Origin of the sequence: Methylocystis sp. (assembly GCF_021731785.1) — a bacterium.
Taxonomy (GTDB): domain Bacteria; phylum Pseudomonadota; class Alphaproteobacteria; order Rhizobiales; family Beijerinckiaceae; genus Methylocystis.
Genome location: NZ_JAKFWS010000012.1, coordinates 116356 through 138850 on the forward strand (window position 1 = coordinate 116356; position 22495 = coordinate 138850).

At 63.1% G+C, this 22495-nt stretch carries 23 protein-coding genes; 13 read left to right on the forward strand and 10 right to left on the reverse strand.

Annotated features, from left to right (window positions below):
- Positions 1-101 precede the first annotated feature (101 nt).
- Both QZ964_RS02620 and QZ964_RS02625 read right to left on the reverse strand, forming a co-directional pair.
- The gene (locus QZ964_RS02620; RefSeq protein WP_292528541.1) at positions 102-2783 is read right to left on the reverse strand and encodes a TonB-dependent receptor; all 2682 of its coding nucleotides are present in this window, start codon (positions 2781-2783) and stop codon (positions 102-104) included.
- A gap of 152 nt (positions 2784-2935) precedes the next feature.
- Entirely contained in the window at positions 2936-3301 is a 366-nt protein-coding gene (locus QZ964_RS02625; protein WP_292528542.1) for a hypothetical protein, read from the reverse strand.
- A 202-nt stretch (positions 3302-3503) separates the two neighbouring features.
- On the opposite strand from QZ964_RS02625, the gene apaG reads away from it, so the two are divergent.
- Both apaG and argE read left to right on the forward strand, forming a co-directional pair.
- Positions 3504-3896 carry a Co2+/Mg2+ efflux protein ApaG gene (gene apaG / locus QZ964_RS02630; RefSeq protein ID WP_292528583.1) on the forward strand — a complete coding sequence of 131 codons (393 nt, stop codon included), beginning with the start codon at positions 3504-3506 and terminating at the stop codon, positions 3894-3896.
- A gap of 9 nt (positions 3897-3905) precedes the next feature.
- Complete coding sequence (gene argE, locus QZ964_RS02635; RefSeq protein ID WP_292528544.1) at positions 3906-5063, forward strand: acetylornithine deacetylase; 1158 nt, start codon at positions 3906-3908, stop codon at positions 5061-5063.
- Positions 5064-5172: 109 nt separating this feature from the next.
- Here the strand turns inward: argE and QZ964_RS02640 are convergent, their stop codons facing one another.
- Positions 5173-5391 (reverse strand): hypothetical protein, encoded by a 219-nt coding sequence (locus QZ964_RS02640; protein ID WP_292528546.1) that lies wholly within the window; start codon positions 5389-5391, stop codon positions 5173-5175.
- 235 nt (positions 5392-5626) lie between these two features.
- On the opposite strand from QZ964_RS02640, the gene yajC reads away from it, so the two are divergent.
- The 7 genes from yajC to QZ964_RS02675 all read left to right on the forward strand — a co-directional run bounded on the left by yajC (position 5627) and on the right by QZ964_RS02675 (position 12232).
- On the forward strand, positions 5627-6220 hold the full coding sequence (gene yajC / locus QZ964_RS02645; protein WP_292528547.1) for a preprotein translocase subunit YajC: 594 nt from the start codon (positions 5627-5629) through the stop codon (positions 6218-6220).
- A 36-nt stretch (positions 6221-6256) separates the two neighbouring features.
- Positions 6257-7849 (forward strand): protein translocase subunit SecD, encoded by a 1593-nt coding sequence (gene secD, locus QZ964_RS02650; RefSeq protein ID WP_292528549.1) that lies wholly within the window; start codon positions 6257-6259, stop codon positions 7847-7849.
- Between the two features lie 13 nt (positions 7850-7862).
- The gene (secF, locus tag QZ964_RS02655; RefSeq protein ID WP_292528551.1) at positions 7863-8921 is read left to right on the forward strand and encodes a protein translocase subunit SecF; all 1059 of its coding nucleotides are present in this window, start codon (positions 7863-7865) and stop codon (positions 8919-8921) included.
- Entirely contained in the window at positions 8918-9295 is a 378-nt protein-coding gene (locus tag QZ964_RS02660; RefSeq protein ID WP_292528553.1) for an Mth938-like domain-containing protein, read from the forward strand. Before secF ends, QZ964_RS02660 begins: the two co-directional genes overlap by 4 nt.
- Before the next feature lies 1 nt (position 9296).
- The gene (locus QZ964_RS02665; RefSeq protein WP_292528555.1) at positions 9297-10136 is read left to right on the forward strand and encodes a squalene/phytoene synthase family protein; all 840 of its coding nucleotides are present in this window, start codon (positions 9297-9299) and stop codon (positions 10134-10136) included.
- Between the two features lie 109 nt (positions 10137-10245).
- Complete coding sequence (locus tag QZ964_RS02670; protein WP_292528556.1) at positions 10246-11580, forward strand: ActS/PrrB/RegB family redox-sensitive histidine kinase; 1335 nt, start codon at positions 10246-10248, stop codon at positions 11578-11580.
- Between the two features lie 58 nt (positions 11581-11638).
- The gene (locus QZ964_RS02675; protein ID WP_292528558.1) at positions 11639-12232 is read left to right on the forward strand and encodes an ActR/PrrA/RegA family redox response regulator transcription factor; all 594 of its coding nucleotides are present in this window, start codon (positions 11639-11641) and stop codon (positions 12230-12232) included.
- Between the two features lie 8 nt (positions 12233-12240).
- Here the strand turns inward: QZ964_RS02675 and QZ964_RS02680 are convergent, their stop codons facing one another.
- Positions 12241-12714 (reverse strand): MmcB family DNA repair protein, encoded by a 474-nt coding sequence (locus QZ964_RS02680; RefSeq protein ID WP_292528560.1) that lies wholly within the window; start codon positions 12712-12714, stop codon positions 12241-12243.
- A gap of 98 nt (positions 12715-12812) precedes the next feature.
- Here QZ964_RS02680 and QZ964_RS02685 point away from each other — a divergent pair, with 98 nt between their 5' ends.
- Complete coding sequence (locus QZ964_RS02685) at positions 12813-13898, forward strand: polyamine ABC transporter substrate-binding protein (RefSeq protein WP_292528561.1); 1086 nt, start codon at positions 12813-12815, stop codon at positions 13896-13898.
- Positions 13899-13974: 76 nt separating this feature from the next.
- Here QZ964_RS02685 and dnaA read toward each other — a convergent pair whose 3' ends face one another.
- The 6 genes from dnaA to coaBC all read right to left on the reverse strand — a co-directional run bounded on the left by dnaA (position 13975) and on the right by coaBC (position 19783).
- On the reverse strand, positions 13975-15477 hold the full coding sequence (dnaA, locus tag QZ964_RS02690) for a chromosomal replication initiator protein DnaA (protein ID WP_292528562.1): 1503 nt from the start codon (positions 15475-15477) through the stop codon (positions 13975-13977).
- 932 nt (positions 15478-16409) lie between these two features.
- On the reverse strand, positions 16410-16682 hold the full coding sequence (gene rpsT / locus QZ964_RS02695) for a 30S ribosomal protein S20 (RefSeq protein ID WP_292528564.1): 273 nt from the start codon (positions 16680-16682) through the stop codon (positions 16410-16412).
- A 114-nt stretch (positions 16683-16796) separates the two neighbouring features.
- The gene (locus QZ964_RS02700; protein WP_292528566.1) at positions 16797-17570 is read right to left on the reverse strand and encodes an enoyl-CoA hydratase; all 774 of its coding nucleotides are present in this window, start codon (positions 17568-17570) and stop codon (positions 16797-16799) included.
- Positions 17571-17613: 43 nt separating this feature from the next.
- Positions 17614-18057 carry an Rrf2 family transcriptional regulator gene (locus QZ964_RS02705; RefSeq protein ID WP_292528567.1) on the reverse strand — a complete coding sequence of 148 codons (444 nt, stop codon included), beginning with the start codon at positions 18055-18057 and terminating at the stop codon, positions 17614-17616.
- A complete protein-coding gene (gene dut, locus QZ964_RS02710) occupies positions 18054-18518 on the reverse strand; it encodes a dUTP diphosphatase (RefSeq protein WP_292528569.1) in 465 nt (154 codons plus the stop codon). The genes QZ964_RS02705 and dut overlap by 4 nt, the downstream gene beginning before the upstream one ends.
- Positions 18515-19783, reverse strand: a complete 1269-nt coding sequence (gene coaBC, locus QZ964_RS02715) for a bifunctional phosphopantothenoylcysteine decarboxylase/phosphopantothenate--cysteine ligase CoaBC (RefSeq protein ID WP_292528570.1) — start codon at positions 19781-19783, stop codon at positions 18515-18517. The genes dut and coaBC overlap by 4 nt, the downstream gene beginning before the upstream one ends.
- Positions 19784-20104: 321 nt before the next feature.
- On the opposite strand from coaBC, the gene QZ964_RS02720 reads away from it, so the two are divergent.
- The 3 genes from QZ964_RS02720 (at position 20105) to QZ964_RS02730 (ending at position 22369) form a co-directional block, all read left to right on the forward strand.
- Positions 20105-20653 carry a DUF3124 domain-containing protein gene (locus tag QZ964_RS02720; protein ID WP_292528572.1) on the forward strand — a complete coding sequence of 183 codons (549 nt, stop codon included), beginning with the start codon at positions 20105-20107 and terminating at the stop codon, positions 20651-20653.
- A 43-nt stretch (positions 20654-20696) separates the two neighbouring features.
- Positions 20697-21836: a DNA replication/repair protein RecF gene (recF, locus tag QZ964_RS02725; RefSeq protein ID WP_292528574.1), complete on the forward strand. Its 1140-nt coding sequence runs from the start codon at positions 20697-20699 to the stop codon at positions 21834-21836.
- Between the two features lie 302 nt (positions 21837-22138).
- Entirely contained in the window at positions 22139-22369 is a 231-nt protein-coding gene (locus QZ964_RS02730) for a hypothetical protein (RefSeq protein ID WP_292528575.1), read from the forward strand.
- Positions 22370-22495 lie beyond the last annotated feature (126 nt).

The window sequence follows — 22495 nt, forward strand, 5'->3', positions numbered from 1 at the left end:
GCAAAAAGCGAGGGCCGCGACAAGTTAATCTTGGAGGCGGCCGGCGCGCCGCGGCAAAGCGTCTCAGCAGGACGACGGCATTCCCCGATCGTTCTGAAGGTTCACCTGACCGCAGAAGTCCCTCCGGAACCACCCCGGTCAACCGTCACGACATCTTCGGGACCGCCGAAGTGGTAATTCAAGGCGATGAAGAACGTTCGCTGCGGATAGGGATTGGGGTTAACATAGGCCTTCCAGCGGCCGATGTTATTGACGCCGACAGACAGCCACCAATGCGGCTCAAGCCGGTATCTCGCCTTCATATCGAAAACGAGGATTTCACTGTCCACACTGCCGTAATTGTTATGGTTGAAGTCGGTGTTCGCAAAGGTGACGAACGCGGGGGAGGAATATCGCGCGCCGAGCGCGAAGGACATGTCCGGATTGGGCGTGTAGGTCACGACGCCGCGGAAGCGGATCCGCGGCACACGGGGAAACTGACGACCGCCATAGAGCGCGGAAGGGACTGTCGCCGATAGCGGATTGACGTTGCCGTTCGCCAGCAGGTAGCGCGCGCCTGTAAAGTCGCCACTCGATAGATTCGTTTGTATTTTCGCGTCAGTGAAGGTGACGCCGCCATTGAAGTCCAAGCCGGGAATGAGAATGTCCTTCATGTCCGTGACGGCTTCGACGCCGCGGAAGCGCACCTTATCCATATTCGCGTTCTGCGTGACGATGATGCCGGCTCCGTTGATCGCGCTCTGGCTGACGATGGCGTTCCAGCGATCGTCCATGAAAAGGCTGATGCGCGGGTTGAACAAGCCAATGGCCCCGCGGAAAGCGTCGACCGTTCGATATTCGCCGGTTAGATCGTAGCAGGTGCAGTTTTCCGGCTGAAGATTGGGATTATTGATGAGCTGCGAACTTGGACCCCTGAGAGCCTGAAACAGCTCGGAGACGGTCGGAAAACGATAGGCGCGCGCGATCGAGCCGCGTAGTTTGAATTCCGGCGTGAATTGATATTCTAGCGCCGCCTTCGGGGAAAAGGCTCCTTTGTAAGAGTCAGGAAAATAAGTCACTGCCGCCGGCGCGGGACCTAGCGATACGAGACCTGGAGAAAACTGGCTCGTAACGTTCAAGCCGCCGGTAGAGTTCATCCCGTTAAAGGCGCGCCACCATTCTCCGCGCCCGCCCGCCGTGAACTTCCAATCCGGCAGCGGCTTCCAGACCTCCTGAACGTAAACGCCCTTAGTCTCGGTCTTGCCCGTGTTAAACGCTTGAATGCCAAGATAGTAGTTATTTGGCCAGGAAACGGTGCTCGTCTGAAGGGTATTGAGCGAATAGACGTCGCCGTGGGCGCCAAACGAGACTTCATGCTTGCCGAGCAGGTCGTATGGCACACGCCAGATGGCGCGCGCGTCGCCGGTGCGCCAGTAAGTTCCGCCGTTGTTGGCGTTCAGACCTCTGGGATCGAAGTTGTATGCTGTGCCGGCGGCGTTGACGCGGGGCCCATACGACTGCGCGCCGTTACTGAAATCGCGCACAAAATTGTACGAGCTGGCTGACAGATCGTAGTCGAAGACTCCGCCCGTGTCCTGGCGGAGCTCCAGCCCCTGCATCACATGGCTCGCCGCCCCGTGACTAGGATTGACGCCGCCTGGCGTGACGAAGAAAGGCCCCAACTGGATGCGGCCGCTCTGAGTATTGTAAATCGGCATCCCATTCTTGTCGCGAATGAAGCTTTCGACGCTGGTGTCGTTATTTAACGACCAGAAGCCGATTTGATATTTCGCGCGGACGAGCGGGGCGACGTCGTACGAAACTTTGACTTTGGCCATGTCGGTCTGGACGTAATCGGCGCCAGCCGCACCGGTGATCACGCGCGGGACGCCCTCCTGATTGAAATCGACGTGACCGCCAAAAAATCGAGGGTCGTTGCGAGGGGCGGGAGGATTGCCCTGCAACGGCTGAGGCACGAGAATATTTCCGGGAAAGGTCTGCGTCTGACCTTGGTTGTCCAAATGCTCGTATCCCACCCAATAACGAAAATCGTTAATGCGGTCGCCGATCAGCACATTTGTCACGCCGCCGAGGTTGAGTTCCTTACGGCTATAAAGGCTGAACGGCTGCACCGCGGCGGTGCCTGACGCATGGATCTCAAAATTGTCCGGCATCCGCGTCGTCATCGTCAGCACGGCGCCGATTGAATTGCCTGGATACAACGCCGAAAACGGTCCGTACATCACGTCGATGCGGGAGATTTCCTCCGGCGAGACCATGCCCCACCGTGGCGGAAAATTGAAGCTGTTGCCGAGCAAATTGGAGAGAAGAATTGTGTCGGCATAGACAAGCGTTAGCGCGCTCTGAATCGTGCCTGAGGTGCGGGTCGAAACGATCGCATTGCGGTCGCCAATATAACGCTCGCGCACCCAGATCGATGGCATGTACCGGAACGCGTCGGCCGAGGTCATGATATTGGTGGATCGAAGAATCTGCGCCCGCGTCCTGCTCTCGACCACAGCCGGAATATTCGCAGGCAATGTGCGGCTGAACGGCGCGGGCTTGGGCTCCGCGTAACGATCCGCCGCCCCGGTCCCGGTCCCGGACCCGGTCCCCGGCGTCGGCGTCGCGGTGGTGACGCGTCCCGCTCCGCCGGTCGGGCGACCCACGGGACCCGGCCGGGGGGCGGCGCGCGCGCCGCCGACGTTGATGGTGGGCAGCGCCTGCTGCGCATCGGCGGCCGAGGCGAACAGGCTGAGTGCGGCGAAAGAGGCCCCTCCGAGGAGGCAAGAGCGACGAATCATGACGATGTTCCTTGGACGCCGACGCCGGTCGGCAGGACAGGAAGCGGCGCAGCGTTGAAGGCAACGCGCAGGCGGATGAAAGACGTAGGGGGGCTGCTTAGCGCAGCAGATCGAGGACCGGCGACGCGCTCTTGCGCGCCCAGCGGCCGGCCTCAGCCGCGCGTGAGCGGCGGCGCCCGCGCGCAATGCGCCCGCCACTGTCGCTCGGAGAGCGGCCACTCGGCATATACGGGCGCGTCGAACCGCGCATATTCGCCGAGCGCGATAACCTCGTCCGAGGTCAGCGAAACCCAGGCCGGCGGCGGTTCGCCGCACAAGAGACACGACTGGCAGTTGTGCCGGTGGCCAGGCTGGTCGTCGGGCGCAGGCTGCTCCCCTGCGCGCATGTGGTGACACTGGGATGAAAGCGTCGCCTCAGGAGAGATCGAAGCGGCGCGCGCGAGTCCGGCCCCGCCGGCGACGGTCTGAACGACCATGGCCAGCGCGAGCAGGAGATTGCGAAACGTGGTGAGCCGCATTTTGATCCCAGTCAAATCGGAAGGTCTAATATTTACAATTACGCGCCTCTTGGATAGGCGCGCAGGGCTCGCCGCGCCAAAAAAGCCCGAAGTGTAACATTTGAGTAACAAGTGGTGGATTGGGCTAGTGTCGCGGCCTCCGACCGCAGTGCCTAATCAAAGGCGTTTCCCTTTGCTGGCGCCGGCTTTAATCTTGCTCCCCATGTACATCGCCATCACAAGAGACATACAGGTCACGGCGCTTCCCGACTTTCTGGCGGACCGCTCGGACCCTGATCAGGATCGCTACTTCTGGTCCTACACGATCGAGATCGCCAATCTCGGACGCGTTCGGGTGCAGCTATTGTCGCGTCACTGGATCGTCATCGACGCCAATGGCCGCCGCGAGGAAGTGCGCGGGCCGGGCGTCGTCGGCGAACAGCCGGTGCTGGAGCCTGGAGAGACGTTTCGCTACGCCTCCGGCTGCCCGCTCGCCACGCCCTCGGGGATGATGCAGGGCAGCTATCGCATGGTCACCGATTCCGGCGAAACCTTCGACGTCGAAGTGCCCGCTTTCTCGCTCGACAGTCCGCTGTCGCGTCCGACTTTGAATTAGGCAGGCGAGATGGATCGCCTTGAAAATGCGACCGACATGCTTTCCCGATTGGTCGCTTTCGACACCGTGAGCTCCAAGTCGAATCTGCCGCTGATCGATTTCGTCGAATCCTATCTGCGCGAACAGGACGTTCGCTTCGTGCGCGCGCCGAACGCGACTGGCGACAAGGCCGCCCTTTTCATCACGATCGGCCCCGACGCCGACGGGGGCGTTCTACTGTCCGGCCACACCGACGTCGTGCCGGTCGCGGGGCAAAACTGGGGCGCCGATCCCTTCACGCTGCGGCGCGACGACAAGCGTCTTTATGGGCGCGGCGCGGTGGACATGAAGGGCTTCGACGCCGCTTGTCTCGCGATGATCCCGGAGTTCAGGGCGGCGCGGCTGTCCCGCCCGATCCACATTCTCTTGAGTTATGACGAGGAGACCACCTGTCTCGGCCCGCTAGACGTCATCGCCCGGTTTGGCGCCGACCTGCCGCGCCCGTCAGCGGTCATCGTCGGCGAGCCGACGTCGATGGAGGTCGCCGACGCGCATAAGAGCGTGACCACTTTTGTAACGCGCGTGCGCGGCTTCGAAATTCATTCGGCCAATCTCACTCGCGGCGTTAGCGCCGTCCATATCGCCGGCAAACTCGTGTGCGAACTCGATCGCCTCGGCGAGGAGCTCCGCACGACAGGCGATCCGAGCGGGCGCTTCGATCCGCCCTTCTCCACCATTCACGTCGGCGTCATTCACGGCGGAACGGCGCGCAACATCGTCGCCAAGGATTGCGAATTTCTTTGGGAGGTTCGAGGATTGCCCGGCGCCCCGGCAAGCCTCGTCCAGGATCGGCTTGAGGCCTATTGCGACGGGTTGAGGCGATCCGCCTTTGTTGGCTTCCCCGACGCGGGGATCGAGACGACGACGGAAAACGAGGTGCCGGGCCTCGCGCCGCAGCCGGGCTCCGAGGCGGAGACCCTGGCGCTGCGGCTCGCCAAGCGCAATGCGACGATCGCCGTTCCTTACGCGACGGAAGCCGGTCAGTTTCAGCGCGCGGGAATGGCCGCCGTCGTCTGCGGCCCCGGCCGCATCGACCAGGCGCACCAGCCAGACGAATATATCGAGATCGCAGAGCTGGCCGCCTGTCTTGAGTTCCTGCGCGGGCTCGCGCGACAGCTCCAATCATGAATTCGCGACAACATCGTCTTGGCTGAACGGCCCTGTCCGAGTGAGGAGGCGGTCTCTCCAGCGAAGAGCGCCAGAGAGACCCGGAAAGAACCGGGCGTCGCCCGGACGATCAGCAGACCCAATGCCATCGGCCGTACCGCCAGCGCCAGCAGTGGCCGCGGCCATGCCAGCCACCCCCGCCCCACGGCCCATGCCAACCGCCGCCGTGCCAGCCGTGGCCATGCCAACCGCCATGCCAGCCGTGTCCGTGCCAGTGGCCGGCGGCGGCAGGCGAAGAGGCAAAGAGCGCTCCCGCGAAAAGCGTGGCGCAAGAAAGTTTCTTCAACATGATGTATCTCCTGACAGAAGGGGGTGCTGTAGGACGCCTCGAACCGACTAAGCTCACCAGCGGCGAAGGGCGGTGCGGGGCCGCACATTCGGTTGCTCGCGCTTATGTGCGGGGATCGCTGGAAGTCGCCTGCGCGCCATTGCTTTCGTGAAGTGAGCGGCTATAGTCCGCGCCCGTTCCGGCGCGTCGAAAAACAAATCGCGCCGGGCTTCGAGCCTTTAAAGAGATTTTCGCGATGAAGCTGATCCCGGACGCTATGGCGCAAGCCCAGCCGTCACCGCCCGCCGCCGACGCGCCCGCCTCACCGCCGGCGGAGCCGATCGCCCCTGCCGCGCCGAGCGCGCCGCATCCGCCCGCCTCGACCCAAACGGGACAGTTGGTCGAATCCAAGCCAGACACGCCGCAGGCTCCGACTATGCCGGAGATGCTCGGCCAGCTTATTCCCATCTTCGTGGTGATGGGCATTGTGTATATCCTGGTCATTCGCCCGCGCTCCCGCCGTGAGAAGGACGCGCTCGCGCAGTTGCGCAACGTCCGTCGCGGCGACACGCTGGTCACCACGAGCGGGTTCGTCGCCAAGGTGACGAAAGCGATTGACGATACTGAAGTCGAGGTCGAGCTCGCGCCCAATGTGCGGGTGAAAATGCTGCGCACCGCCATCGCCGAAGTGCGCGCCAAGGGCGAGCCGGTGAAGGAGGAGCCGCCGCCGGCCAAGACTGGAGGCGCAAAAAGCGGCGCAAAGCCGGCAAAGACCGGCGAGACCAGGCCGAGCGAAAATAAGTCGAGCGACGCCAAGGCCGATGACGCCAAGTCCGGCTCGCAGAGCTGACGCCGTCCTTTAGATCCCCTAGCCGATAGCAGGACGATGCTGCGATTCTCGACCTGGAAATTTTTCGCCATTGTGGCGATGACTCTCGCCGCGGTGCTTGTCGTCGCGCCGAGCATGTTGTCGGCGTCCCACTATGAAGAGCTGAAATCGCGGCTGCCCTCTTGGCTCGTTCCGCCGACCATCGTGCTTGGCCTCGATCTGCAAGGCGGCTCGCATGTGATGCTCGAGGTCGATCAGGCGGATCTGATCGCGACGCAGATCAAGAACCTGCGCGACGACGTGCGCCGAATCCTGAGGGAGGAAAAGGTCGCCATCTCCGGCGGCATCGGCGCGACCGCACGCGGCGTGCAGGTGCGCGTCGCCGACCCCGAGGACCGCGAGAAAGTTCTTGTGAAGCTGCGGCAGCTGCGCAACAGCTTCAGCAGCGCGCTCATGGGCGGGCCTTCGCCGCTCGACGTCGAGGCGTCGCCGGACGGCGTCATCCGCGTGACCATCACCGACGCGGGACTCAGGGACAAGTCCCGCAAGGCGGTCGAGCAATCGATCGAAGTCATTCGCCGGCGCGTCGACGCGCTCGGCACCCGCGAGCCGAGCATCCAGCGGCAGGGCGACGACCGGGTGCTCGTGCAGGTGCCGGGCCTCCAGGACCCTGAAACGCTTAAGGAAATTCTCGGCAAGACCGCCAAACTGGAGTTCCGCCTCGTCGCCGAACCTGGCCAAAATCCGTCGGAAGTCGAGGAGCTCGACCAGGTCGATCAAGAAGGCAAGATCGCGGTTGAAAAGCAGGTAATGGTCAAGGGCGAGGACCTCACTGACGCACAGCCCGGCTTCGACCAGCAAAGAAGCGGCGAGCCGGTCGTCAATTTCCGCTTCAATATTCGCGGCGCCCAGTCCTTCGGCGAAGTCACCTCGAAAAACGTCGGACGTCTCTTCGCGATCGTCCTCGATAACAAGGTCATTTCCGCGCCGCGAATCTTGACTCCGATCACCGGGGGCTCGGGACAAATCTCCGGACGCTTCACTGTCGAACAGGCGAACAATCTCGCGATCCTACTGCGCGCCGGCGCTCTGCCGGCGAAGCTCAACATCGTCGAAGAGCGCACCGTCGGCCCCGGCCTCGGCCAAGACTCGATCGACGCCGGCAAACGGGCGGCCTATGTCGGCGCAGGCCTCGTCGTCGTCTATATGCTCGTCACTTACGGCGTCTTCGGCGTCTTCGCCAATCTCGCGCTCTTCGTGCATATCGCCTTCATCTTCGCCGGCCTCGTGCTGCTCGGATCGACGCTGACGCTGCCCGGCATCGCCGGCATCGTGCTGACGATCGGCATGGCGGTCGATTCGAACGTGCTGATCTACGAGCGCATCCGAGAGGAAAATCACGCGGGGCGGTCGATCCTCGCCTCGCTCGACGCTGGCTTCACCCGCGCCTTCGCGACCATCGTCGACTCGAACGTCACGATGTTCGTCGCAGCCGCCATCCTGTATTTTCTTGGCTCGGGACCGGTGCGCGGCTTCGCCGTGTCGCTTGCGCTCGGCATTCTGACGACCATCGTCACCGCGGTGACCATGACGCGCATGATGATCGCGGTTTGGTACCATTACGCGCGGCCGACGAGACTTCCGATCTGAAGGGGCGACATTTATGAAACTTCTGCGCCTCGCCCCGGAGAACACCAAATTCCCGTTCATGCGGTTCCGCCGCGTGAGCTATCCGTTCTCCGCTCTGCTCTCGCTGATCGCGGTCGCCCTTTTTATCTTCAAGGGCATGAATTTCGGCATCGACTTCGCCGGCGGCACGGTGATCGAACTGCGCGCCAAATCCGGCGCTGCGGAAGTCGGCACGCTGCGCACGCTGGGCGAAGGCCTGCATTTGGGCGACATCGAAGTGCAGGCTTTCGGCAATCCGGCCGACGCGACCTTGCGTTTCGGGTTACAGTCGGGCGGCGACGTCGCGCAGCAGGCGGCGGTCGAGCGGGTTCGCGACGCGGTTGGCGCCTATTACGATCTGCGCCGCGTCGAGGTCGTCGGCCCGCGCGTTTCGAACGAATTGGTGCAGTCGGGAACGCTCGGAGTGGTGCTCTCGATCATCGCGGTGCTGAGCTATCTCTGGTTCCGCTTCGAATGGCAATTCGCGATCGGCGCTGTGATCGCGACGATGCACGATCTGCTACTCACCGTCGGCTTCTTCTCGATCACGCAACTTGAATTCAACACCACGTCGATCGCGGCGATTTTGACCATCGTCGGCTACTCGTTGAACGAGACGGTGGTGGTGCTCGACCGCATTCGCGAAAACATGCGCAAATACAAGAAAATGGCGACCGCTCAGATGGTCGACATGTCGATCAACGCCGTCCTGCCGCGCACGATCATGACCGCGACGACGGTTATGCTCGCCTTGTTCGCGCTCGTCGCTTTCGGCGGCCAGGTGATCCGCTCGTTCTCGCTTGCGATGATCTGGGGCATTTTTGTCGCGACCTATTCGTCGATCTTCATCTGTTCGCCGATGCTGATATACCTCGGGTTGCGCAACGAAGACGCCGACAAGGCGGCAACGCAAAAGCACGAAGCGGAGCACAAAGCCGAAGACGCCGTTTCCGCGCAGGACGAAGCGCCCGCCACGCCGTCTGCAGCCGCCGAAAAGACGCCCGCGCCCGCTCGGAAGGCGACTGGCAAGCGGGCCAAGACGAGGCCGGCTTGACCGCTCGCGACAGCGGCTATGTGCCCGGTCGCCACAAGATCGACGACTATGGCGGCGGCGGCTTTCGCTTCGCCGACATGTCGCACCGCGGCTCTATTCTCGCGCTGCCCTCCGGCGTGCGCGCCGTGCCTCTCACCGCCGCCGCTGACATCGATGAAGCGATGATCGACCACGCGCTTTCCGAAAGCGGCGGCCTCGACGTCTTCGTCGTCGGAACGGGACAGGATTTGCTGCCGCTTGCCGAAGGCTTGCGCGCCCGGCTGCGCGCAGCGGGCGTCGGTTGCGAGACGATGGCGACCGGAGCCGCCGTGCGCACTTACAATTTGCTCGTCGGCGAGGATCGCCGAGTCGGCGCGCTGCTGATCGCCGTGTGACATGACCGCCGTCTCACAGGAGCATTATGCGCAGTGCGAGGAGCTTCTGCGGGCGCGCGATCGCGACCTGTGGCTCGCCTGTCTGTTTATGCCGCCGGACGCCCGCAAGCACATTCACGCTCTCTATGCCTTTGCCCAGGAAGCCGCCGACGTCAGCGGCAAGGTCACGCAACCGCTGCTGGGCGAGATGCGGTTGCAGTGGTGGGTCGACGCGCTGGAGGGCGCCGCCGCGCCAGGCGAAGGGGCGCGCGCCAATCCCCTGGCTGACGCGTTGATCGACACGATTGAGCGCTTTGCTTTGCCACGAAAAGCATTCATCGCGCTGGCGGAAGCGCATATCTTCGATCTTTACGACGACAGGATGCCAAGCTGGTCGGCCCTCAAAGACTATTGCCGCGCCACATCGTCGGCCCCGATGCGGTGGGCGGCCTGCATTCTCGGCGCAGATCTTGAAGGACCATCGGCGCGCGCGCTCGATGAGGCAGGCGTCGCGCTGGGTTTGACGCGAATCGCGCGCGCCATCGCCGAACGCCCCGGTCAGCAGAAATTTCTGCCCGACGAGGCGTTCGCGACAGACGGCGCCCCAAACGCCGGTCGCAAAGAGCTCCGCCTCGCCTTGGAGGAGATGCGGACGCTGGCGCAGTCTCACTATGACGAAGCGCGCCGTTTGGCCCTCAATCTCGGAGCCGCCCGCGCGGCGCTGCTTCCGGCAGCCACGATCCCGCTTTATCTGGAACGGCTGGCGCGAAGCGATTACGATTCTCGTCGGCCGCCGGACGAACCCTCGCCGTTGCGCCGACAATGGCGCATCTGGCGCGCGTCGCGCGGCGTCGGGATGTAATACTCGCCCGAAGCGGCCTATCGAGCGTGGCTCGCGAAATATAAGATCGATCCGTTATCTGCATTTGGGCGATTTCGTCCAAAAGCGGCGCGATCCAGGATTTACCGAAATGACGACCCTCGAATATGAATACGACGCTCGGCGCCTGCGCATGGAGACGCTGCTCATGCTGCGCTGGGTGGCGATCACCGGCCAGGCGGCGGCCTGTCTCGGCGTCTATTTTATTCTTGGATTTGATTTTCCCGTCGGCCTCTGCTTCGTTTTCATCGCGGCGTCCGCGACGCTCAACATCGGCATGCGCTTTGGCACGCCGCGCAGTTTCCGCCTCGGCGACGTCGAAGCCGCCGTGCTCCTCGGTTACGACATCATTCAGCTTGGATTTCTGCTGTATCTCACCGGCGGTCTGACGAACAGCTTCGCGATGCTGTTCCTGACGCCGGTGATCATCTCTTCGGTGTCGCTGCCGAGCAATCTGACGCTGCTGCTCGGCATCGTCATGATTGCGGTCGCGACGGTGCTTGCGGTGGAATATTACCCGCTGCCCTGGTACCCCAACGAGAAGCTGACTTTCCCGCTCCTGTACCGCGCCGGAATATGGGCGGCTCTCGCGCTCAGCGCGGCGTTCATCGGCATTTACGCCGCTCGGGTGTCCGATGAAGCGCGGCTGCTGGCGGACGCGCTCGCCGCGACGGAGCTGGTGCTCGAGCGCGAGCAGCATCTCTCGCAGCTTGACGGTCTCGCCGCCGCAGCGGCGCACGAACTTGGCACGCCGCTCGCGACCATCACGCTGATCATCAAAGAGTTACGGAAGGCGGTGCCCGAGAACGCGCCGGCGCTGCGCGATGATCTGGCGCTTCTTGCGCAGGAGGCGGCGCGTTGCCGGGAGATTCTGGGCAAGCTCGCCTCGCTTGGCGCGATGGATCAGAGCAGCGTCATGAATCTGCTCTCGATCGACACGCTGATCCAGGAAGTGGTCGAGCCGCAATTCGAAAGCGGCGTCGAGGTCGAGATTTCGAAAAGCGGACCGCCTGACGCGCCGGTGCTGGCGCGCAATCCCGCGATTCTTTACGGCCTCGGCAACCTCGTCGAAAACGCCATGGACTTTGCCAATTCCCACGTAAAAATCGACGCTTGGTGGAGCCAGAGTTACGTCACGATCTCCATCCAGGACGACGGACCCGGCTTTTCTCCCGATATTCTCGACCGGCTCGGCGACCCTTATCTAAGGGGCCGGCCGACGGAACGACGCACGAAAAACGATCCTGACTCGGGGCTGGGGCTCGGTCTCTTCATCGCCAAGACGCTACTGGAGCGGTCGGGCGCGATCGTCGAAACGACGAATGTCTCGCCGCCGAGAACCGGCGCGGTCGTCAAGGTGACTTGGCCCCGGGCTGCGCTCGAACCGGCCCCCGCCAGGCCGAAGCTCGCTGAGCAGGACAAATAGATCGACGCCACGCCGCCAATAAGCTAGTTTTGACAAAAATCACGGGTGAATACGCGCCATGTCGGCCGAAGAATTGAAGTCGGATCGGGAAGACCTCTCGCAGGCTGAGCAAATTGCAGCTCTGCCGCAGGATCGCTCACTGCTGATCCTGGATGACGACAAGCCGTTTCTCGGGAGGCTGACGCGCGCGATGGAGGCGCGGGGCTTTGTGGTGACGCCGTGCGAAACGGTCGCCGAGGGTCTTGCCGCGCTTGAGTCGAGCCCGCCGGCTTTCGCGATCATCGACATGCGGCTCAACGACGGCAACGGCCTCGACGTCATCTCCAAGCTGAAGGCTTCACGCCCCGACGCGCGCGGCATCATTCTCACCGGCTACGGCAATATCGCCACCGCCGTCACCGCGGTTAAGCTTGGCGCCTTCGATTATCTGGCGAAGCCCGCCGACGCCGACGAAATCTATCACGCGCTGATGGCGACTCAGCTCGAGAAGCCCGACGCCCAGGAAAATCCCATGTCGGCCGACCGGGTGCGCTGGGAGCATATCCAGCGCGTTTTCGAGTCCTGCGACCGCAATGTTTCGGAGACGGCGCGGCGGCTCAATATGCATCGCCGCACCCTGCAACGCATTCTCGCCAAACGCGCGCCCCGGTGACCCGGACTTCAATCGGCCAATTCGTCGCCGAAGGCCAGCATGCAGTAGCGGTTCGCCGCCATCGTCGCGAAGCGTAACAGCAGCGAACGTCGCCTTGCGGGCGCGAGCGGCGTCGTTGGGGCTTCGCGCGCGAGCAGCGCCCCATGCGCGTCGGCGACGATCAGTCCGGCGTCCTGTGGAAATGACGCGGGATCGAGCGATGCTGGGATTGCGAAATAGAACCGGTCGCAAAAGCCGCGATACTGCGGCCATTTGAGATCGGCGCGAAAATCGGCGTAACTCGACTTGACCTCGACGATTCGCAAGGCGCCGTCGGGCGCGAGCGCGATGAGATCGGCGCGTCGCCCGTTCGGCAAAGGAGCTTCGCAAACAACCGAGAAGCCGCAGGCCTGCAAATAGCGCCGGGCTCCGCGCGCCACCTGTCTCGTGGCGTCGGGTCGCCCTTGGAGCGCCGTCGCCTGTTCAGCGGAAAAAGCCCTCATGTTTCTCTCCGCGGGATGTCGTCCCCAGCTTGGCGCGTCGCCAAATCGCGCGCAACCATGATAGGTTTGATCGATTGATCCACTACACGGCTTGTCGCATGAAACAGCTTCTCCTCGCATGCTTCCTCGCGCTTCTCGCCGCAACCACGGCCGCACTGGGCGGCGAGCGCGTCGTCAATGTCTTCAACTGGAGCGATTACGTCGATCCAAGCGTGCTCGAGGACTTTACCCGAGAGACAGGCATCAAGGTCATCTATGACACCTATGACTCGAACGAGATGCTCGAGGCGCGGCTGCTTGCCGGCGACACCGGCTACGACGTCGTCGTGCCTTCGGCGACATTCCTGCAGCGCGAAATCGCGGCGCGCGTGCTGCAGCCGATCGACCGAAGCAAGCTCGTCAATGCGCGCAACATCTGGCCCGAGATCGACACGAGGCTGGCGCGTTTCGACCCGGGCAACCGGCACGCGATCAACTACATGTGGTACACGACCGGCATCGCCTACGACGTCGCCAAGATCCAACAACGGCTCGGCAAGCCGATTACGAGCTGGGACCAAGTTCTGCGGCCGGAAGCCTTAAAGAAGCTCGCCGACTGCGGCGTCTATATGCTCGACAGCCCGGAGGACATGTTCGCGATAGCGCTCAATTACCTGAAGCTCGATCCGAATTCGAAAAATCCTAAGGATCTCAAGCGCGCCGCCGACCTCCTGGCGAACCTGCGCCGCTATGTGAAGAAATTTCACTCCTCTGAATATATCAACGCGTTGGCGAACGGCGACATCTGCCTCGCCATCGGTTGGTCAGGCGACAGTCTGCAAGCGCGCAATCGCGCCCGCGAGGCCGGCGCCGATGTCGATATCGCCTACGTGATACCGAACGAAGGTTCGCTCCTGTCGCTCGACAATCTCGCGATTCCCAAGGACGCGCGGCATCTCGACGAAGCCTATCGCTTCATCGACTATCTGCTTCGCCCGGACATCGCGGCGCGCAATTCCGTCGCCACCAATTTCGCCAACGGCGTCGCGCCGTCGCGACCGCTGATCGACAAGGCGGTGGCGAACGATCCCTCGGTCTACCCCAACGACCTCACGATGCGACGCCTGTTCACAGTCACGGCGCCCGACCAGGCGGTTCAAAAGATGATCACCCGAATGTGGACGACGGTGAAGACCGGGCGATGAGACCATAGTGGCGCGCCGGTCAGACCAACTGACGGCGCCTCGCGCAATCTGCAAGTTCAACCGAGCGCCGCAAGCTTTATTGCTCGCTCAATATCCGCTTGAGGAGATCGATGACCTCGGCGAGTCCCTTGTCCTTGGCGGCGAGTTCTTCGATTTTGCGCACCGCGTGCAGCACCGTCGTGTGATCGCGGCCGCCAAATCGGCGGCCGATCTCCGGCAATGAGCGCAGCGTCAGCACCTTCGACAAATACATGGCGATCTGACGCGGCCGCACGACGTTGGCGGTGCGACGGGACGATAAAATGTCGGCGCGCGAAATATTGTAATGGCTCGCCACCAGCTTCTGGATATCGTCGATCTTGACGCGTTTTGGATCCTGGGAGCGTACGAGATCGCGAATCGCCGTTTCCGCGGTTTCGACGGTCAGCGGCGCGCCGGTCAGCGTGGTGTGGGCAAGCAGCCGATTGACGGCGCCCTCAAGATCACGGCCGTTGGTCATGATCGTGCGCGCGACGTAGGAAATGACCTCCGGCGGCACGCCAAAATTGGGTTGCGATTCCTTCGCGGCGGCAATGCGCGCAGTCAGTATCTTGATGCGCAAGGCTTCGTCGAGCGGCCCGATGTCGACGCAAAGACCGCCTTTGAACCGCGACAACACGCGCTCGTCGAGCGTGTCGAGCTCCGACGGCGGCCGGTCGGCGGCGACGACGACCTGACGGCCGGCGTCAATCAACGCATTCAGCGTGTGGCAAAATTCCTGTTGGATCGATTTGCCCTGCAGGAACTGCACGTCGTCGATGATCAGCATGTCGATTCCGCGCAGTTTCTCCTTGAACGCCAGCGACGTATGAGCGGTCAGCGAAGAAACGAAGCCGCTCATAAAGCGCTCCGCCGTCAGATAGATCGTATGGCGGCGGTTGTCGTTCGACGCGTGCGCGAGCGCTTGCAGGAGATGCGTCTTTCCGAGCCCGACCGCCGCATGGGCGTAGAGCGGGTTGAACATGGGAAGATCCCCAACGCGCGCCTCCGCGACGCGGCAGGCGGCGGCATAGGCGAGCTGGTTTGACGGCCCTACGAGAAAGGTCGAGAAGGACAGCCGGCGATCGAGCGGCGAGCCGACGAATGCGTCGGATTCGAAACGCGATGCGGGCAAGCGAGCGCTGCGCCGTCCGTTCGCTTCGCCCGCCGCTTCGAGCGCAGGCGCGAATGATGCGACCTTGCGCTCAACGAAAGGCGGCGCGCCGAGATCGCGGTGATCCGGGCCGTCCTCGCGCAAACGCAACTTGCGCATCGGCGAACGCACGTCGATGACCACCCGCTCCACTTTTGAAAATTCGGTCGCCACGCGCGCCTTTATCCGCGGCGCGTAATGCGACTGCACCCAGCTCTTAAGAAATTTGGTGGGCACCGTCAGATGCACAGCGCCGCCATCGATGCGCTCAAGCTCCAATCGCGTAAACCAGGAATTATAGACCGCGTCGCCGAGATCGGTTCTTAGCCTGTGTCGAACTCGATCCCATTTCGAGCGATCCTCCGCGGAAACTCCGTCGGTTGCCAATTGTTCTCTGTGATCGGACATATCAGACCTTTTTTCCGAAACGAGCGCCAAAAAAGGGGCCCTCCGGCGAAGGTCGCCGCAGGCGCTGATCGAAAGGAACCTGGTTGGATCGAGTAGGCGCGCCGCTGCGAACGGCGCTAAATCAGAAATATCGAAGGCGGCCCAATAACGAGCCGCGCGCATCTGCCGACGTTGGCCTCACGCGTAAAACAAGCACTCGGCGCCGCGAGCGATCGCACAATGAAACGATCGTTGACGCTGCGCACTCCCCAGACTGTCTCGGCCAACCGCCCATTCGCCATGACAAAGCCTCCCCTACTCCGGGATCGACGAATCCCGGATTAATGCGCGTCGCAGGAAACGGACTTTACGCTACGCCCTTGCGAACTGATCACTTTGAATTCAACCGAACGGCTGGAAGGCGGCAATGCGTCGCGCTCTACGGCCTATCCGCGCCGGAGAACGCAGATCGCTCCCCTCACTCTTGCGCGCCGCTAAAAAACTGACGCCGACCGCCTTTCGTTCGACGATTTTAAGCTACACGCCAGCGCGATCACGCGCAACGACGCTTATGACGACAATTGTCACATTGTTTGCAGCTTTCCAGCGCGGAACCCTGAATTTTTTGTCGCATTTGGCCATAAGCCGATGATTCGTCGCCTTTAAAATTTCGGTCGCGAAATGCCCGTCGGCGTCGCGCGACACGCTCCGGCGCCTGGCCAAACAAACGACAATATTAGTGTCAAGAGCCCAAGTTTTTCACGTTCGTGACAACTTGATTGCAAGAGATTGAATCGCGAGAATTTTGAATGATCACAGTTTATGGGCGCAAAAAAATTTTTGAACGTGTCATCTGCGCTTCATGCGACGATTTGGCGGACGACAATCGGTCAAAAAAAGCCCGGCGGTCGCCGGGCTCGAAGAGTGTCCGTCTTGTAGCGCAGCGACGCGTTTTACGCCTGTGCAGCCAGCGCCTTCACCCGCGCGGTCAGCCGGGAAACCTTTCGTGACGCCGTATTCTTGTGAATGACGCCCCGCTGGGCGGCGCGCATCACGATCGGCACCGCGTTTTGCAACGCGTCCGCCGCCACCGCCGGATCGCCCGCGGCGATCGCCTCCTCGACCTTGCGCACAAAGGTGCGCATGCAGCTGCGACGCGCCCGATTATTTGCGGTGCGGCGCGCGATCTTGCGAACGGCTTTTTTGGCCGAACTCGTATTGGCCATGCTTTGCGTATCCTTGAAAGCGACGGCGTCGAGCCGCCCAAAAACCAAAGGGCCGCGAAATCGCGGCCAAGTGGCGGGTTTATAGGCGCGACGCGGGCTCTCGTCAATGGCCGCCTATCGGTGGATGAATGCCGGCTTCCGCTTCTCCACGAAGGCGTTCATGCCTTCTTTTTGATCACTTGTAGCGAACAAGGAATAGAAGAGGCCTCGCTCGTGGCGAATTCCCTCGGCGAGGGTCGACTCGAACGCGCGATTGACCGCGTCCTTAGCCATGAGCACCGCGGGAAGTGACATGGACGCGATGGTCGCAGCGGTCTTCATCGCCTCGGCGAGAAGATCCGCGGCCGGCACGATCCGCGCGACAAGGCCGGCCCGCTCGGCCTCGTCGGCGCCCATCATCCGACCGGTCAGAATGAGGTCCATCGCCTTGGCCTTCCCCACGGCGCGGGTCAGCCGCTGCGTCCCGCCGGCGCCGGGAATAACGCCAAGCCTGATTTCCGGCTGGCCGAAGACCGCCGTGTCGGCGGCAAGAATGAAGTCGCACATCATCGCGATTTCACAGCCGCCGCCCAGCGCGAATCCGGCGACCGCCGCGATGATCGGCTTGCGCGCCCGCGCCACCACGTCCCATCGGCCAATGAAATCGTCGAGAAAGGCGTCGACGAATCCCTTGTCGCGCATTTCTTTGATGTCCGCGCCGGCGGCGAAGGCTTTTTCCGAGCCGGTCAGAACGACACAGCCGATGTCGTCGCGTGATTCAAATGCCGAAAGCGCGTCATCAAGCTCGGCGATGAGCCGCGCGTTCAGCGCGTTGAGCGCTTCAGGTCGATTGAGCCGTATCAATCCGACTCGGCCCTGCGTCTCGGCCTCAATCGTCTCATAAGTCATCCGCGCCTCCTCGCCAATCCAGCGCCTTGCCGGGTCGCGCGCTTCATATCTCAAAATCGCCGCTCGCGTCCGGCCTTTCTCCAAAACCGTGAGCGAGCGCGCGAGCGTGCAGATCGTCCAGCGTCACGTCGTCCAGCCGGCGCAGCGCGCGCTCTTCGGCCTCGGCGACGACCGGCTCCAGCACCGCCGAAAGCAGTGGCGGCGCAACGTCAGGCGCCTCCTCCTCCGCGCGCAGGGCGATGCGAACGATTTCGCCGACCGAGAGACGCCGTCTTTCACGCGCCAGCGCATAACCGCCCGCGGGTCCTCTGACGCTTTTGAGAATCCCCGCCCGCACCAGCGCCTGCAAGATCGTCTCCAATCGTCGCGGCGGCAGACTGTGACGCGCGGCGAGTTGCTTCGATGACACCGGCCGGCCCCGGGCGTGAAGCGCGACGTCGAGCGTCGCCATCAGCGCGAGACGGGCGGAGCGCGACAGGAGCTTCATCGCGCGCGTTCTCCGCCGAGTCCGGTCGACCCAAAGCCGCCGGCGCCGCGTTCGGTCGCGTCGAGGTCGTCGACCTCGACAAGCGCCACATGCGTCACTGGCGCGATGACGAGTTGCGCGATACGCATCCCGCGGACGATCTCAAAGGCCTGCGCCCCGAGATTGATCAGGATCGTCTTGATCTCGCCGCGAAAGTCACTGTCGATGGTGCCAGGTGCGTTGAGCACGGTGACGCCGTGCTCTGCGGCAAGCCCCGACCGCGGCCGAATTTGTCCCTCATAGCCTCGGGGCATCGAGATCGAGAGGCCGGTGGCGATGACATCCCGAGCGCCGGGCTCCAGCACAAGCTTTTGACCCGGCGCCAGCGCGGCATAGAGATCGATGCCGGCCGCGCCTTCGCTCGCATAGGCTGGAGAGGGCAGGCCGGCGGCGTTCGGCAGTCGGCGGATCGCAACTTTCATGGCGCCCTCTCTTCGCCGATCATCTGCGCCAGCCGTGCGACGAGCCGCTCCGCGACTTCCTCCTTGCGCAGCCGCGGCCACTCTTCGACGCCGGCGCGAGAGACGAGATGCGCCTCGTTAGTCGCGCCGCCGAATACGCCTGATCCCGCGCTCACGTCATTGGCGACGATGAGATCGCATCCCTTCCGGGCGAGCTTCTCCTGCGCATGGCGAATGAGATCAGTCGTCTCTGCGGCGAAACCGACGACCAGGCGCGGACGCCTGGGGCCCTGCGACACGCTCGCGAGAATGTCGGGGTTTTCAATGAGCGACAGCGAAGGCGCGCCGCTCTGGTCTTTCTTGATCTTGTCTACCGCCGGCTCCGCGCGCCAGTCGGCCACGGCCGCCGCAGCGATGAATATGTCCGCCGGAAGCGCCGCGTCCACGGCCGTCAGCATGTCTCGCGCGCTCTCTATATGTACAACCTCGCAACCGGGCGGATCAAAGAGCGCGACGGGCCCCGAAATCAGTGTCACCCGGGCCCCGGCGCGAGCCGCCGCGGCCGCGATCGCGTGGCCCTGCCGTCCGGACGAGCGGTTGGCGATATAGCGAACCGGATCGATCGGTTCATGCGTGGGGCCGGATGTCACGACGACATGCAGCCCTTCAAGCCCCCCGCCGTGCGTCAATAGCCCTTCGGGAGCGGGCAAACGAGTATCCTGCTTCAGCGCGGTCTCGATCGCTTCGACAATCTCCAGCGGCTCGCACATGCGCCCGGGTCCATATTCGCCGCAGGCCATTTCGCCGACGGTCGGACCGACGAACCAGGCGCCGTCGCCGTGCAGAGTCGCGACATTGCGCTGCGTCGCGGGATGAAGCCACATGCGCACATTCATCGCCGGCGCGTAAAGCACGCGCTTATCGGTCGCGAGCAGCAGGGTGGTCGCAAGATCGTCGCAAAGGCCGCGCGCCGCTCGCGCAAGGAGATGCGCCGTCGCCGGCGCGACCACGATGAGGTCCGCATCCCGCGACAGCTGAATGTGGCCCATCTCCTGCTCGTCGGTCGCGGAGAAGAGATCGTCGTAGACTTTTTCGTTGGCGAGGCTAACGAAGGCCAGCGGCGTCACGAACTCCTTGGCCGCCGCGGTCATGACGACCCGCACCAAAGCGCCGCGCTCGCGCAGGCGACGCACGAGATCGAGCGACTTGTACGCGGCGATTCCGCCGCCGACGATCAACAAGATGCGCTTAGCCGCAAGGCTTTGCGCACGACCCACGCCCGCCACTGAAGAAACTCCGATCGCCGCAGGCGGAGAATACAGATTTTATGCGCAACGCCAAACGACTTCGGCTGCGCATTCAATTGTCGCTCTGCAACCAAACCGCTTGCGACGCCCTCGCGCGAATTGCGCCGAAGCAGATGTTCCGGCAAGAGCGCCGCGTCACGCGATTCCTGGATCGCAGAACTTGCGATGGCGTTCCCGCCGTGCGACTCGTCGTCGCGCGCGCTCGGTCATTCGGCTGAACTGCCGATGACGTCGCTTAGTCCTTTTGCCGAGCGATGGTAGTGTGCGCCGCCGCTGCATATGTCTAATCGAAAGGAAAAGATGCGCGCAACGCCGCTTAGCCCTGCCCTGCCGGTTCTCGCGCTCGCTCTGGTTGGGAGCGTCTGCGCAACGGAGTGCGCGGCTCGGTCGCCGCTGGCCGCCGCCCAGCCTGTCGTCGTCAGCGCCGACGCCACGACATCCGCTCCGCGGGAGAAGCTCGCCGTCCGCGGACGCACGTTCATCCCGCTCCATTCGACGCTCCTTGGGCAAGGCGGCGTGACTCGGCTGAACTTTTCCGGCGCATTGTCGATTCACAACGCCTCGGCGACCAATGTTCTCGCAATCGAAAAGATCGAATACCGCAACGGCTCGGGTCAGCTGATCGAAAGCTACCTGAGCGATCCCCTGTATCTGAAGCCATACGCCTCGTTGCAGGTCCTGATCGCGCAAGACGACGTTCGCGGCGGAACAGGCGCCAGTTTCACCGTCAATTGGTCGACCATTGAAGGCTCGGACGAACCTCTGATCGAAGCGATCATGACGTCGTTCACCGGTCCTCACAGCTACGCCATTCTCTCGCCGGGCCGCCGCGTTTCCCGACCGCAATGACCGCTCGCGCGCCCGCGCCGCGTGGCGCCGACGCGACGGCGTCATGATGACCGCTGCGACCAGGATCGAACCGCGCGTGCGCCGGCTGACGCTCGGCGACTTCCGCTCCTATCCGGCGCTCGACTGCCGGTTCGACTCGGGGATGATCGCCCTCTTTGGAGAGAACGGCGCGGGCAAGACCAATCTGCTGGAAGCCCTTTCGCTGTTCTCGCCCGGCCGCGGACTGCGCCGCGCGGAGCTCGCCGAATGCGCGAGACGCGACGGCGCCGGCGGTTTCGCCGCGTCGATCGAAGTCGAAACCAATGGCGCCGCGTCGCAGCTCGGCCATGGCCTGACGCCTTCAGGGGAGCGGCTTTATCGCATTGACCGCACGCCGGCCAGTTCTGCGCGCGCCTTCGCCGATCATGTCCGAGTGCTCTGGCTCACGCCGGCGATGGATGGGCTCTTTTCTGGCGCGGCGGGCGATCGTCGCCGTTTTCTCGATCGGCTCGCGCTCGGCATAGACGCCGAGCATGGCGCGCGCGCCAACCGGCTGGAGCGCGCTCTGCGCAACCGGAACCGGCTGCTCGAAGAAGCCGTCGCCGATCGGCGCTGGCTCGACGCCGCAGAGCGGGAAATCGCCGCGATTGGCATCGCGGTGGCCGCCGCGCGATGCGAGACCGTATCGCGGCTCGTCGCGCTGATCTCGGCCGGGCGCGACCACGCGTCGCCCTTCCCTTGGGCGGATGTCACGATCGAGGGGGAACTGGAGCGGCGACTGGCGGTGGAGCCGGCGCTCGCCGTTGAGGAATGGTATCGCCTCGAACTCGCCGCCTCGCGGCGCCGCGACGCCGCCGCTGGACGCACGCTAATCGGTCCGCAGGCAAGCGACCTTGCGGTGCGACATGGCCCCAAGAACGAGGCGGCGCGCGCCTGCTCGACCGGCGAGCAGAAGGCCCTGCTGATGGGGTTGACGCTGGCGCATGCGAAGCTGGTGGGCGTCCTGAACGGACAGGCCCCGATACTGCTGCTCGACGAGGTCGCGGCGCACTTCGACGTGAACCGTCGCGAGGCGCTTTACCAGGAACTTCAGGGGCTTGGCGGCCAAATCTGGATGACTGGCGCCGACCCCGCGTTGTTCGAGCCGCTGCGCGGCCGCGCCGACATGCTGCTGGTGACTCCTGGGCGCGTAAGGCGCGCCTGAGCGCTAGCCATCCAATCCCCGTCGGAGCAGGCAGGCGTGAGGCTAACGGGGCGTTAGCGCGCTGGATTGCGAAGCTGGAGCTAGGCGGCACAAGGCCGTGAACTCCTTAAGATGAAAAAAGTCAGACTCTGTATAGGTTTATACAACAATTAATAAACAGCTAGTCAAGACGGACAGGAACTGAGTAGTTAGAAAACCATTTTTCCCCAATCGTGGTGCATAATTTGATTCGACTTGTGATAATTAAAAACCCGGGAGGAGCTTTAGCGAACCATGTCCTGTTCAAGCCTTGGCAACTGGCGATGATGCCTGCAAGAACCCGCCTGCTGCTGCTTGGGCTGGCCGCTTTGGCGGTTTGGGCGGCGCTCTGGGCGCTTCTGGGCTTCGACTTCTGGTATGTCGGCGCAACGTGCCTGTTCTTCGCGTTGCTCGTCGCGTGGCGGATCGATGTGACGACTCGCGAAATCCTGCGCCGACGCGCTGAAGACGAGAAGAATCTGCCCCGCCGCGGCGACGACTCCTCTCAGACCTAATACCAACCCGCGTTGATTAGAACCGATAGGCCCATTCGCGCAGCCCGATGGACATTATGCGCCAGGGTTGTTCGACGAGGCTGTTCCACGCATCACAGCAGTGATCGACGATATCATCGTAGGATT